Raw genomic sequence first — 12694 nt, forward strand, 5'->3', positions numbered from 1 at the left:
GTAGGTGTCGAATGCCTCAGTGGCGACTGCAACGAATTTCTCAAGCATCCAAACAGCGAGAAAGTGACTTCAACGAGTGTTTCGCAGCCGTGATGAACGACCCAGGTGAGACTCAGCAACGACCGGGACACGTCGTCGTAGCTGTGTTTGTGCTATCGGGTGTCGACGCCGTTCGATAGCGGGGATTTTGCTACAAGCGCGCTGGCTCAGGTGCTCGCCACGCGACTGCAATCCCGCAGAGAGCGAGGAGTCCAGCGAGGAGGAACGCCGTATCGAAGCCGGCCAGATCGACAACAACGCCGCCTGCAATCGGGGCAAGGAACGCGCCTGCCAACCCAATGCTCGTCTGGAACGCAACCGCTGTCGCAGCGACCCGCGAATCAACCACCTCCCGGACGTACGTAAAGGACAGGCCGAGCGTCAGCTGGACCGCAAATCCAGTGAGGAGTAAGAGCACGACGAGCAGTGGGAGCGACCGAAACCGAGTAAAGACGAGCACGAGCGGAGCCGCAACTGCGAAGGATCCAAGGACGATGGGTTGGCGACGGCCACCGAAGACACGATCAGACAGGAGGCCACTACTGATCCGGGAGACCACCCCGATTGCGGGGAACACTGCCACCAAAAGGCCACTCACTGCGAGTGACAGACCAAGTTCGGTGGTGAGATACGACGCACCCCAGCTATTCACGAACAGGTACAGGGAATAGCCGAGAAAGCCGAGCAGCCCGACCGACCAGACCCTCCGGTTCTGGAGGACCGCACCGAACTCTTGAATCGAGGGAGCATCTCCCCGGCTCGTTCCGAGTCCGCGACTGGCCGGCCAGAACAAGACGAGGCCGACGACTGTGAGCCCTATGAACGCGATAAAGATCGCGGGCCACCCGAACCGATGAGCAATCAGTGGCCCGGTCCCCTGACCGAGCGCGAATCCGATTGGGCCACTTGCGGTGAAGATGCCGACAGCGGTTGCTCGATTCTCGCTGGTCGCTGCCCGACTCACGATGTCGATACCAGCGTTCCAGACGACGACGTAGGCGACCCCACCAAGCGCTCGTGATGCAACCACTGATCGATAATCCCCTCGCCGCCCACCGATCCAACCCCACGTCCCGGCGACAACGAGTGTCAGCACTGCGAGTGCCACCGCAGTCCTGGAATCCGCCCGGTCGAGCACCGCTCCAGCTGGGAGGCTTGCGATCACCGCGGTGCCGAACATGACCCCGACCAGAAACCCTGCGATCGTCGGCCCAATATTCAGTGCGTCGCGAATGAGCGGGGTAACACTCGCCGGGACGATCTCATAGGCAGCGAGCCCCATCGAGATGAGACTCGCTCCAGCGACGAGTCTCCACGCCGACTGGCGCTGCTGTTGCGGTTTGTTGCTCGTGGTGTTTTCGGGATGCGTGGTGGGGGTAGTCATTCCTCGAGAGTCTGGTCGGATAGCGGATCGCTGAAATCGGGAAGAGTTGGTCGACCGCGAGAAATCCCGATAATCGCGTTTCCATATTCCGTATCGCGCTCCCTATCTCAAGGAGTTAAACAACAAACGTCTTTGGCGCGAGGCGGTTAGATAGTTAACTAGCAATGGACGTACATTCCGACCCGGGCCAGTACCGGATCTGGAGGCGAATTCAAATCGACCCCGAGAGGACCATTCGTCGTCTCTCAATGGTCGAATAATGACCGCTTCCCCACCCATTCTGGATTCGTCGACGGTGTTGCTCGTCGGGACAGACGAGTGGCTCACGCAATTCGCCACGACGCTCGAGAAACAGACTGATGCCAGCGTACAACACGTTCGAACCAAGACGGAGGCAATCGGCACCATCCGAACACATCCCCCGGACTGTCTCATTACCGAGTACGCACTCGAAGAGACAACCGGACTCGACCTCCTCCGAGAAATCCGCAAGGAATCGCCTTCGCTCTCAGTCCTCCTCGGAACTACTGCCGGGAGCGAAGCCATCGCCAGCGAGGCCACCAAAGCCGGTGTCACCGATTACATCGCGCTCTCAGACCCGCCAGCACAGATGACCGACGAACTCATCGAACGCACCGAGCGTGCAATCCGGGCCGCACAGCGGTCGGCCACGCAACGAGACCGGGCCAGACAGTTCGACGCGATCTTCAACGATTCGCGAACTGCGACGTGGGTGCTCGACCCGGATGGTGCACTAGCCCGTGTGAATGCGACAGCACGAGAGATGGTCGATGAAGACGTCGACACGATCGTCGGCGAACCGTTCTGGACGCTTCCGTGGTGGTCACAGGCCGATGCAACGAACACAGACGTCCACCAGCTCGTGGACAAAGCACTCGAGGGGATATTCGGCAACGCGGTCGTCCCACAGCCGCCAGAAGTCGATGATCCGCGTGTCATCGACCTCTCTGTCCGCCCCGTCGAGAACGAACGTGGTGACCTCGTCTCGGTCGTCGTTGAAGGCGTTGACATCACCGAACGCGTCGACCTAGAACGGAATCTCAGAGAGTCCGAAGAACTCCACCGCGTCACACTCAACAACATGACCGATACCGTCCTCATCACGGACGAAGACGGCGAATACACCTACGTCTGTCCCAACGTCCACTTCATATTCGGCTACACAGTCGATGAGATCCGTGACCTCGGGACGATCGACGCCCTCCTCGGCGACGACCTCTTTGACCGGGAGGAACTCGCGGAAGACGGTGTCCTTAAGAACACCGAGACGACGGCGACGGATAAAGCCGGGCGCGAGCACACGCTCCTCGTCAACGTTCGCGAAGTCTCCATTCAGGATGGCACCCTCCTCTTTAGCTGTCGGGATATCACGAAACGCAAGCAGCGCGAGGAAGCACTCGCTACGCTCCACGAGACGGCCCGCGATTTCCTGTACGCCGAAACCCACCAGGAAATCGCCCAGCACGTCGTCAACGATACACCAGGTGTGCTCGATCTCGATGCGAGTGCGGTCTACCTCTTCGATGGTGAGGCCAACAACCTTCGGCCCGCAGCCCACTCGGCGACGATGACCGAGCTGAACGGCCCACTCCCGACCGTGCACGCCGACGGGGAAACGCTTCCGAGCTACAGTTTCGTCGAAGATGAGGCGCTGTTCTTCGACGACGTTCATGACGCAGACCGGCTCGAAAATCGAGCAACTGACCTCCGAAGTGCGGCCTACATCCCGCTCGGCAACCACGGTGTGTTCGTTGCGGGCTCGGACCAGGTCGGTGCGTTCGACGGCGTGACGCGAGAGTTAGCTGATCTGCTCGCGGCCACTGCCGAAGCCGCCTTCGACCGCGTCACACGGGAATCACGACTCCGGGAACAGGATCGAACACTCCAGACGCAAAACGAGCAGCTAACCGCCCTGAACCGTATCAACGAGACGATCCGGGAAATCGATCAAGCCCTCGTACAGGCAGAGACGCGCGAGGAAATCGATCACACAGTCTGTGAGTTGTTGACCGCCGACGATCGATTCCGATTCGCCTGGATTGGGACGATCGATCCGACGAGTGACACCCTCGAGCCACGGGCCTGGGCCGGCACCGAACAGGGGTATTTAGATAGTCAGTCGTTCGCCGTCCAAGCGTCGGGTGCAGAACCCGCCGGCCAAACCGCAGCCACTGGCGATGTGACGATGGTGACGAACGTCGCTGCTGGTCTCCGTGACGAAGCGTGGCGGAAAGACGCTATCTCCCGGGACTATCTGTCCGTATTGAGCATCCCACTCGTGTACAACGACCTCACGCACGGCGTGTTGACGGTGTACGCACCGACCCAGAGTGCATTCGATGAGACGGCAAAGGCTGTCCTGGCCGAACTCGGCGGAACCATTGCATCCGCCCTCAGTGCAATCGAACGGAAGAATGCCCTGCTCACGACGTCGATGACACGCATCGAATTTACTATCGACGACCCAACGTTTGTGCTCTCACGGCTCGCACAGGATGCGGGGTGCACCCTCTCGTATCAGGGTGGCGTCCAGCAATCTACGGAAGGCAGCTACGTGTTTGTGACCGTCGAAGACGGGGCAGTAGCTGACGTCACAGACGCCGCCTCGCAGTTAGTCGGTATCGACGAGGTGCAACAGATCAGCGCGGATGGTGAGGGGGGTGTACTGCGGCTCCGGCTCACACAGCCGTTTCTCGCCTTAGAACTGGCCGATCACGGTGCCGTCTTCCGCGAAGCGACTGCTGATCCGACCACAACGACGCTCGTCATTGATATCCCGGACAGCATCGACGTCCGGCCGATCATGCAACTCGTCCGTGAGACCTTCACTGATGTCGAACTCCGCGCCAAGCAGACACTCGATCAAACTGCAGAACACAACCTCTACTCGAAATTCCTCGATACAGTGACAGAGCGGCAACTGGAGGTGATTCAGACGGCGTACTACAGTGGCTTCTTCGAATCGCCACGCGAGAGCACGGGCGAAGAAATTGCGGAGACACTCGGCATCTCCCCGCCTGCGTTCTATCAGCACGCCCGGACCGTCCAGCGCAAGCTGTTCGCAACGCTCTTCGACGAAAACAATCTCCATGTAGCCTCGCCCGCCAAGACGGTTAAATAACAAACCCACGGGCCAGTGGCTTGTTTAGTAGTCAATGGCTGAGCTTTCCCTTATACACTTATTATGCATCCCTAGAGTGCGCCATTCCACCTGGCGGCGCTCGTGAACTCATAATGAGAGATGTCGACCCTAAAACGAACGAAGAAACTCCCTACGAGTGCTTCGAGTGTGGCAGTATCATCATTGCTGTGAACAGCCCTAGTCGGTGTCCGGACTGTGGCGGACCAATGCGAAATCGTCTAATGCCGCTCGAATGACCATGGCATCGAAATCCGATAGTACCCGCGACGAGTCAGGCGACGAGACAGCAGATTCGACCGAACCCGAGTCGGCACTCGAAACGGCCCGCCGCCAGCTGTACCATGCTGCCACCCATCTCGATATTGGCCCGAATATCGTCGAACGGCTCAAATATCCTAAAAAGGTCCACGAGGTAACGATCCCCATCGAGCGGGATGACGGGACGGTCGAGGTGTTCACGGGATATCGAGCCCAGCACGACAGTGTCAGAGGCCCATATAAAGGCGGACTCCGGTACCACCCCGACGTCACCCGCGACGAATGTGTCGGCCTCGGCATGTGGATGACCTGGAAGTGCGCGGTTATGGATCTCCCCTTCGGCGGGGCCAAAGGTGGTGTCGCGGTCAACCCAAAGGAGCTGAGTGCCGAGGAAAAAGAGCGGCTCACCCGGCGATTCGCACAGGAACTTCGTGACGTCATCGGCCCCAATCAGGATATTCCCGCCCCCGACATGGGTACGGATCCTCAGACGATGGCGTGGTTGATGGACGCGTATTCGATGCAGGAAGGCGAGACGACACCGGGGGTCGTCACCGGGAAGCCGCCGGTGATCGGCGGGAGCGAAGGACGCGAGGAAGCCCCCGGACGGAGTGTCGCGATCATCACGCAACTAGTGTGTGAGTACTACGACCGGCAGCTCGAGGATACTACTGTAGCAGTTCAAGGGTACGGGAGTGTCGGGGCGAATGCAGCCCGGCTCCTTGACGACTGGGGTGCGACCATCGTCGCGATCAGCGACGTGAATGGAGCGATGTACGAGCCAGACGGGATCGATACGGCCGTAGTCCCGTCGCACGACGAGGAGCCGGAAGCCGTCACCACATACGCGGATACCGTGATTTCGAACGATGAGTTGCTCACGCTCGACGTTGACGTGCTCATTCCGGCCGCCCTGGGGAACGTCATCACGAAAGAGAATGCGGACGTAATCGCCGCAGATCTTGTCGTCGAAGGTGCAAACGGCCCGACAACGTCCACGGCTGATTCGATTCTCGCTGACCGGGATGTCGCTGTGATTCCCGATATTCTCGCCAACGCAGGCGGTGTCACGGTGAGTTATTTCGAGTGGCTCCAGGACATCAATCGGCGAGCGTGGTCGCTCGAACGGGTGAACGACGAACTCGAAGCGGAGATGCAGGCTGCTTGGGATGCGGTTCGATCGGAGTTCGAGCAGCGTGACGTTACGTGGCGTGATGCAGCCTACATCGTGGCACTGTCCCGCATTGCTGAGGCGCATGAAGCACGTGGGTTGTGGCCGTAGCCAGATGCCTCACCCCTCCGCTCTTCGGACGTGGCACCCATCGACGCCGCTTGAGCGAGGGCTGTATCGTGTGTTCCGGCTGGCATCGGTTGGAAGCGTAGTGACAGTGGCCGGCTTTGTCGGGTATCTGACCATCGGTATTGCCCTCTATGTAACCGGTGTCTATACGCCCCCATTCCCAGTAATGAGTTTCTCAGACCCGGTGTTCACCAGTCTGAGCTTTCTCATCGGGGGACTCATCTGTCTGCTCTCCGGGTCACTCACGTTTCTCACACTCCTGGCGAGTATGAAGGATGCCAACGCCGAGTTCGTCCTTTTGATGAGTCTCATCGCCTTTGGATTCGGCGCAGCCACGGTCCGAGTTACGGCCGGTCCAGTCCTGACGTGGCTTGCTGAACTCGGACCGGTGTAGAGTCCAGAAAATACGGATTGCGCAGCTAATTACGCATGAATTCCAATACAAACATCTTCAATAGCGCCACCTCTCGAAGTATGACCAAGCCGACTGTAGCGGTCCTTCGACCCGATGACAATCGTGTTGCCGAGGCAGTCGAATATCTCCGCGCACTCGGCGTGTCACCAGTCGCAGATCCTATGCTGACGATCCGACCGACTGGGGCGACGCCTGTGACAGCAGACTATTGCATCTTCACAAGCCGGACCGGAGTACAGATCGCAGCAGAACATGAGTGGTATCCGAGCGGTTCAACCGTGTGTGCCGTCGGCCAGCAGACCGCGTCGGCATTACGAGACTACGGCGTGCCAGTCGACCTCATGCCGTCGACGTTCACGTCCGCAGGCCTCGTTGAGGAACTCGCAGCTGAAGTTGACGGATCGACTATCGAGATCGCTCGTAGCGCCCACGGCAGCGATGTATTGATACAGGGATTAGAGGCCGCCGGTGCAGATGTTCACGAAACGCAATTGTACCGCTTGGAGCGACCAGACACAGCAGGTCGGTCAGTCACGAAAGCAATTGACGGTCAACTCGATGGAATACTATTCACGTCACCGAGAACAGTGGACCATTTCTGTGAAATCGCCGCCGAACAAGACGGTGTTTCCGCACTCAAGCAGGGAGTCGCGGAGACATGTATCGGGGCTATCGGGCCGCCAACGGCCCGTGCGATTCGGGACCACAACATCACGGTGGACGTGATGCCAGACACAGTTGGGTTCTCCCAGCTCGCAGAACACACTGTGGAGGAAATCGCCACCCGCAATTAACTTCCGATTCCTCATAACCCACTACACAACCATGACCACGCCCCTGTTCGAGGAGTTTTCACACGAGTCGCACATGCGTGACGCCTTTGAGCTTGCGCGTGAGGCTGCGGCCCGCGGCGACGAGCCGTTCGGATCCGTTCTCGTCCACGATGATACCGTCATCATGGCCGAATCAAATCGTGTGCGAACAGAGACGGATATCCGGCGCCATCCCGAGCTCCACCTCGCGTTTCGTGCGTGCCGAGAGTACGACGCCGATGAGCGTGCTGCGATGGTCATGTATACGAGCACCGAGCCCTGTCCGATGTGTGCTGGCGGGATGGTGACAGCTGGGTTCGGGTGCGTCGTCTACAGTGTCGGGGGTGATGAAGTCGCGGCGTTCACCGGGAACGAGCCAACAGTTCGATGCGGGGAAATCCTGGATGGCGTCAGCGATGATATCGGACCGCTGTTGAACGAGGAGGGCCGCCAGATCCACCAGGAGTACGACTGGTAACCGCCGAACTCCGTCCGATGAATCGTTGTTAGTGGCCGCCAGAGACGAGGTGGAGGCCGACAATCCCGAAGATAATCACGGAAATAAACAGGAGGCGAGCACTCGTCGCTGGCTCATCGAATAGCACGATGCCGAGCGAAGCAGTTCCGACAGCGCCAATGCCCGTCCAGACAGCGTACGCGGTTCCAATCGGCAGGTCTTGTATCGCTTTCGCGAGTAACACCATACTGATGACGAGCGCGATGACTGTGCCAACCGTTGGGATCGGTTCCGAGAGCCCGTCAGAATACTCCAAGCCAATCGCCCACGCGATCTCGAACAGGCCAGCGACGAAGAGAACGAGCCACGACATTCCCCTAGCTCTTGCTCACAAATCGGACTATAGCTTTCGATATCGACAGACAGCCGTCGATTCGATACCTGTTGGACGCGCAGTCTCTAATTGGATTGTACTCCGGCAGTAGTGCGTCAATCCGCTGGCCGAAGCGATGTCGGTCGTCCTGCCTGCTTGACAGTCTCGACAGCATAGGCCGGCCATATTCTCGATCTGCGAACTATCACAAAATTCCCACCGGGCAGGAGCCATAGACATCCACCGGGAGGTTGACTACGCTGGGCGCCGAACGGCTAAGACAGAGATCGTGACCACCTCAGATCTCCTTGGGGATACGTACGTCGCAGCGCTACAGCATGATCTCGTGGACGTTTCCCCAGAGGCTACGCTCGTGGGCGTGGTTCGACGGCCAACCGGCTAGTTCAGAACGACAATCGACGAGAACTACCCGGCACTCGGACCACCTCCAGACCTCCTCGACGAGTTCAAACAACGCCACGAGCATTTCAAAATGCAGGGGATGTGTGACGAAGGCGCGCATAATGCTGTCTGGGACGAGGTTGGAGTCGAAGACCGGTACCGAACACATCTTACCGAAGTTACGGATGCTCAGGAGGCAGTCGCTGAACTCACGAACAGGCTCCGGGACGGTGAACACCTCGTCTTAGTCTGTTTCGAAAATACCGACCAGAAACGGTGTCATCGAACACTTCTCGAAGACTACCTCGCTGCACAACTGTAGTCAGTCATTCAGTCCCATGCGTTCCGCTGTTCGAATACCACCTCTGACGTCTACCTAGTACACGTTCGGTGTGACTACCGGTAGCGATTTCGCCCCTCGATCGGGAATTCGTTTCCACTGGGGATCATCGACGTCTCACAGTACGACTTGCCGCCATCGTAGTCGACACCCGGTTGAATGAATGGATAGGGCCCATCCGCCGGCGTGTTCTGGGCGTCACCGCCATCGTCCGTCGTCTCGATTAACCCCATTACTTCGTAGTCGACTGGGGAGTGTTCGTCGAGGTAGTCGACGATGACGTCTACCGGTATCGTTCCGTGGTCGACCGTCACTTCTTGGAATGGGAACCCGCAGTTGCCGAGATCGCGCTCAGGAGCACCGGGCTGACGGAAGGTCGCCACCGAGTAGGTTTCCTCTGGGTCGATCACTTCGCCGTCGATCCGCATTTCCACGAGGCGACGGCCACGCTTGGCGGTCGGGTCGATCGTCGCCTCCACGTTCGAGGAGTAGTTCCGGACTCGGCCGTCCTCTTGGTCGTAGGGGTACGGTGTGAAGTTGTCCACGAGGAACGCTTCCATCTGATTCGTGAGCTGTTGGCCGTACGCGACCCCTCGGGCGACGGGCGTCGCCATCGGGAAGAACGTGTACAGTTCTTCGAGCGTGATCTCTCCACGCGGAACGGCAGTCCCGTACCGAAATCCGTGGGATACCGCGAGGTCAGCACCGAAGTGTGCGCGAAGCGCGTCGTTGAACAGTGTGTTCCATGCGCTCTCCAGAAACGCCTGACGATAGAGCGGTTGTTTTGTGCGTCCAACGACGGTGTCCAGGGGGCGGTCGAGTGTTCCAGCTCCGCGCTCGAACGCCGGTTCGTCCTCGAAGAACGGTTCCCGTGCCGACTCGACGGTCTCCATCGCCGCTGGATCCGGGTCCGGTGTACGGTCGCCGTTCTCGGTCAGGCAGTAAAGGTGGTGTCGAAACTGGATCTCGCCGTCACGAACTCGGAGGTCGACGCGGCCGAGCGCTTCGCCCATCCCAGACTCGACGACGACAGTCTCAGTTCCCTCGATGACAATCGGATCGTACGTGTACTCGTGGGTGTGGGCGCTGAACATCAGATCCACGTTCGTGCAGTCCTTGGCTGCCTGCACCATCCAGGGTAGGCCAATCTCGGTGACCGCGACGACGACCTCCGCTCCGTCCTCGCGTACTTTCCGAGCGGATTCCTCGAGAAGCGCCGGGTGTTTCCCGAATCGGTACTTTCCTTCGTGGAACGCAGGGGCCATCCGGTCGACGTATGGGTTCGTCATCCCGACGATTCCGATCGATGTGCCAGCGACGTCCAAGATTGCATACTCGTCGTACAGTCGATCGTTTGTCTCCCAGTCGTAGAGATTGTTTGCAAGAACGGGAGCATCGAGTCCCTCCATTAGATCACGGAAATTTCCGTCCTCCGCTGCCTCGTTGGAGTAGTCCCAGTTACCTGGCACGTAGATGTCTGGCTTGACGTGCTCGTTGATTGGAGCGAGCATCACGTGCCCGTTCGTATAGGTTGTGGCGGCTGAGCCGTGAAACGTATCGCCACTCATCAACGTACAGACATCGTATTCGTCCCGGAGTTCGGTGAGCTTCGCTGACAAGAGCGGCACACCACCCCCTCGTTCGATCACTCGATCGTCGCCCCCGAAGTCGAAGGCAGGCTTTGACGTCGAGTTATCATAATAGACCTGGTGACGCGGGGCCAGTTGCCCGTGGAGATCACTCACATGGGCGAACACGAAATCTGGGTCGCCACTATCGTCACGCTCTTCAGCCAGACCACCGTCGAGATGCCGCCACTGACTGCTGGGAATCTCCTGGCTCATGCTAAAGCAAGTGAATCTTCGACCGCAATGTCCTCATAGATTTGGGGCGAGATTCGATAGAGAGGGCAGTCCTATGACGAGCCCCCATCCAGACGAATACAGGGAGAAGATAGGAGCGCTGAATGAAGGAAACGGCTGATTCAAGTGTATAAGTTACCCCGAACATTGGTTGGTGTGACTGTAATCAAATCACCCTTCAGGTAGCCACGAGGAACCGTCTCCGCATTATTGTCTGAGAGTGGTACTCAATGGTGAGTGAGCGGCCGTGAGTGCCTATCTATACGATCCGATTGACGAGGTCCTCGCCGGCGTCGATGTGGGCGAGGTTCTCCCGGACAAGGTCCGCGACGTTCCGATAATAGTCCTTGGTAAACCCCGCGCAGTGAGGGGTGATGAGAACGTCCTCGTGATCCCAGAGCGGTGACTCCTCGGGCAGCGGTTCCGTCTCGAAAACATCGAACGCAGCGCCACCGAGCTCCCCTGCTTTGAGAGCGTCGACGAGCGACGCCTGGTCGACTACGGGGCCACGTGCGACATTAATCAGAATCGCGTCGTCGCGCATCGCGGCGAATTCTTCGGTGGACATGAGATGGCGAGTCTCGTCGACGAGTGGAACTGCGAGCACGACAAACTTCGAATCCCGGATCGCCGTATGGAGGTCATCCGGTGTGTAGACTGTTCGAACCCCGTCGAGAGGGTCGCCGGAGCGACGAATGCCGACGACGTCGAGTCCGAGCGCGGACGCCCGCTCCACGATGCCCCGTCCGAGCGTCCCTAGCCCGACGATGCAACATTGCTCGTCTGCCAGCGTATAGGCGTCGTCCCATGCAGGGGGCGACCACTCCCGCTGAGTCTGCGATTTCACGGCTGGCAGCAGTCGACGTGCGAACGAGAGCATGTATCCAGCGACGGTCTCGCCGACCGCCGGACCGTGGATGCCACTGCTGTTCGTGAGGATCACCCCATGCTCGCGCAACTCGTCGAAGGGGAAGCGATCCACACCAGCCTGAATCGAGTGTATCCAGTCGACTCCCTCGAGGTAGCTCTCGTGATAGCCCATTGTGACGACAGCGTCGTACGGCTCGAGCGAGCCGGCACCAGCATCGATGATTGCCACGTCGACGATGTCCGTGAGAACGTCCCGCAGCTGTTCGGGGGGAAAGACGGTCGAGACGGACTCGTCGACGGCGATATTCGAGACTTCCATACTCATCGTATTCAGTCGAATGGGTATTCAAGGGTGTGAAACGAACCGGAACAGGACGGGTACTACAACCAAGTTCAGAGTTGTGACAGTCTCTGCCTCTTGGCGGACTCATCAGTACGTGTCTTCAGCCTCAATCGGGGCGCTGACCTCGAATAGTGTTTTTCAAAGTGCCCGATGTAACAGCAGGCCCAACTCAGGAGCACCACAACTCCGCTGGAATGCTTAGAATAGATTCGCAGCTCCTGGAAGAATGTCGCCGATGAGATAATTGGTCACGGATTCGTCGATGCACGCGTCTCGCGGACGAATTGGATTACGGTAGCGAGGAGGATAAAGCAGATGACGATCATCGCGCCTTGGGAGACGGCCGCGATAACCGAGTCGACTGCGTCGCCGGTCAGCAACGCGATAATAGCTGGAATCCCTCGCATCGACCCCAGCACACCGAGCACCGCCAGAAGGCCGATTCCGTAGGCAGCGAGCCGTTGCCGAGTCGGTTGCTGGCGCCCCACCACGCCCAAGATGGCGACGACAACGCCGAAGATAGTAGGAATGAGCGCCGTGATACTCGCGAAGTCAGAGAGCACGTACGCACCGACACCCAAGACGACGGGTACGATTCCGAGCACGATGCCCAGCATGAACGTGGATGGACTGGAATTCGCCATATACGAACCCCTGGGTGGGAGAGGCGTATAAG

General features: G+C 58.8%; 12 protein-coding genes. 7 read left to right on the top strand and 5 right to left on the bottom strand.

Annotation, left to right across the window (positions count from 1 at the left end; all coding sequences use genetic code 11):
• Positions 1–190: 190 nt before the first annotated feature.
• Positions 191–1423 (bottom strand): MFS transporter, encoded by a 1233-nt coding sequence (locus tag EOHIBHHM_RS23585; protein WP_497258407.1) that lies wholly within the window; start codon positions 1421–1423, stop codon positions 191–193.
• Between the two features lie 259 nt (positions 1424–1682).
• On the opposite strand from EOHIBHHM_RS23585, the gene EOHIBHHM_RS23590 reads away from it, so the two are divergent.
• The 6 genes from EOHIBHHM_RS23590 (at position 1683) to EOHIBHHM_RS23615 (ending at position 7849) form a co-directional block, all read left to right on the top strand.
• The gene (locus tag EOHIBHHM_RS23590) at positions 1683–4565 is read left to right on the top strand and encodes a bacterio-opsin activator domain-containing protein (RefSeq protein ID WP_497258409.1); all 2883 of its coding nucleotides are present in this window, start codon (positions 1683–1685) and stop codon (positions 4563–4565) included.
• 113 nt (positions 4566–4678) lie between these two features.
• Positions 4679–4822 (top strand): rubrerythrin-like domain-containing protein, encoded by a 144-nt coding sequence (locus EOHIBHHM_RS23595; protein ID WP_497258411.1) that lies wholly within the window; start codon positions 4679–4681, stop codon positions 4820–4822.
• Positions 4823–4824: 2 nt separating this feature from the next.
• On the top strand, positions 4825–6126 hold the full coding sequence (gdhB, locus tag EOHIBHHM_RS23600; RefSeq protein WP_497258413.1) for a glutamate dehydrogenase GdhB: 1302 nt from the start codon (positions 4825–4827) through the stop codon (positions 6124–6126).
• 70 nt (positions 6127–6196) lie between these two features.
• Positions 6197–6538 (top strand): hypothetical protein, encoded by a 342-nt coding sequence (locus EOHIBHHM_RS23605; RefSeq protein WP_497258415.1) that lies wholly within the window; start codon positions 6197–6199, stop codon positions 6536–6538.
• Between the two features lie 80 nt (positions 6539–6618).
• Complete coding sequence (locus EOHIBHHM_RS23610; protein ID WP_497258417.1) at positions 6619–7353, top strand: uroporphyrinogen-III synthase; 735 nt, start codon at positions 6619–6621, stop codon at positions 7351–7353.
• A 31-nt stretch (positions 7354–7384) separates the two neighbouring features.
• Complete coding sequence (locus EOHIBHHM_RS23615) at positions 7385–7849, top strand: nucleoside deaminase (protein WP_497258419.1); 465 nt, start codon at positions 7385–7387, stop codon at positions 7847–7849.
• 28 nt (positions 7850–7877) lie between these two features.
• Here the strand turns inward: EOHIBHHM_RS23615 and sugE are convergent, their stop codons facing one another.
• Complete coding sequence (sugE, locus tag EOHIBHHM_RS23620; RefSeq protein ID WP_497258421.1) at positions 7878–8201, bottom strand: quaternary ammonium compound efflux SMR transporter SugE; 324 nt, start codon at positions 8199–8201, stop codon at positions 7878–7880.
• 415 nt (positions 8202–8616) lie between these two features.
• On the opposite strand from sugE, the gene EOHIBHHM_RS23625 reads away from it, so the two are divergent.
• The gene (locus EOHIBHHM_RS23625; RefSeq protein ID WP_497258837.1) at positions 8617–8925 is read left to right on the top strand and encodes a DUF488 family protein, N3 subclade; all 309 of its coding nucleotides are present in this window, start codon (positions 8617–8619) and stop codon (positions 8923–8925) included.
• A 74-nt stretch (positions 8926–8999) separates the two neighbouring features.
• On the opposite strand, the gene EOHIBHHM_RS23630 is transcribed toward EOHIBHHM_RS23625, so the two are convergent.
• The 3 genes from EOHIBHHM_RS23630 to EOHIBHHM_RS23640 form a co-directional block, all read right to left on the bottom strand.
• Positions 9000–10787 (bottom strand): 5'-nucleotidase C-terminal domain-containing protein, encoded by a 1788-nt coding sequence (locus tag EOHIBHHM_RS23630; RefSeq protein ID WP_497258423.1) that lies wholly within the window; start codon positions 10785–10787, stop codon positions 9000–9002.
• Between the two features lie 277 nt (positions 10788–11064).
• Positions 11065–12000, bottom strand: coding sequence for a D-2-hydroxyacid dehydrogenase (gene ddh, locus EOHIBHHM_RS23635; RefSeq protein WP_497258425.1), 936 nt, complete (start codon positions 11998–12000; stop codon positions 11065–11067).
• 266 nt (positions 12001–12266) lie between these two features.
• Positions 12267–12662: a hypothetical protein gene (locus tag EOHIBHHM_RS23640; protein ID WP_497258427.1), complete on the bottom strand. Its 396-nt coding sequence runs from the start codon at positions 12660–12662 to the stop codon at positions 12267–12269.
• Positions 12663–12694 lie beyond the last annotated feature (32 nt).

The organism is Halogranum roseipondis (assembly GCF_059695585.1).

Bases quoted from the DNA above. Each gene is read 5' to 3' on its own strand.
- EOHIBHHM_RS23640 (WP_497258427.1), bottom strand. From the start codon at position 12,662: ATGGCGAATTCCAGTCCATCCACGTTCATGCTGGGCATCGTGCTCGGA.
- sugE (WP_497258421.1), bottom strand. From the start codon at position 8,201: ATGTCGTGGCTCGTTCTCTTCGTCGCTGGCCTGTTCGAGATCGCGTGG.
- ddh (WP_497258425.1), bottom strand. From the start codon at position 12,000: ATGAGTATGGAAGTCTCGAATATCGCCGTCGACGAGTCCGTCTCGACC.
- EOHIBHHM_RS23630 (WP_497258423.1), bottom strand. From the start codon at position 10,787: ATGAGCCAGGAGATTCCCAGCAGTCAGTGGCGGCATCTCGACGGTGGT.
- EOHIBHHM_RS23615 (WP_497258419.1), top strand. From the start codon at position 7,385: ATGACCACGCCCCTGTTCGAGGAGTTTTCACACGAGTCGCACATGCGT.
- gdhB (WP_497258413.1), top strand. From the start codon at position 4,825: ATGGCATCGAAATCCGATAGTACCCGCGACGAGTCAGGCGACGAGACA.
- EOHIBHHM_RS23595 (WP_497258411.1), top strand. From the start codon at position 4,679: ATGAGAGATGTCGACCCTAAAACGAACGAAGAAACTCCCTACGAGTGC.
- EOHIBHHM_RS23590 (WP_497258409.1), top strand. From the start codon at position 1,683: ATGACCGCTTCCCCACCCATTCTGGATTCGTCGACGGTGTTGCTCGTC.
- EOHIBHHM_RS23610 (WP_497258417.1), top strand. From the start codon at position 6,619: ATGACCAAGCCGACTGTAGCGGTCCTTCGACCCGATGACAATCGTGTT.
- EOHIBHHM_RS23585 (WP_497258407.1), bottom strand. From the start codon at position 1,423: ATGACTACCCCCACCACGCATCCCGAAAACACCACGAGCAACAAACCG.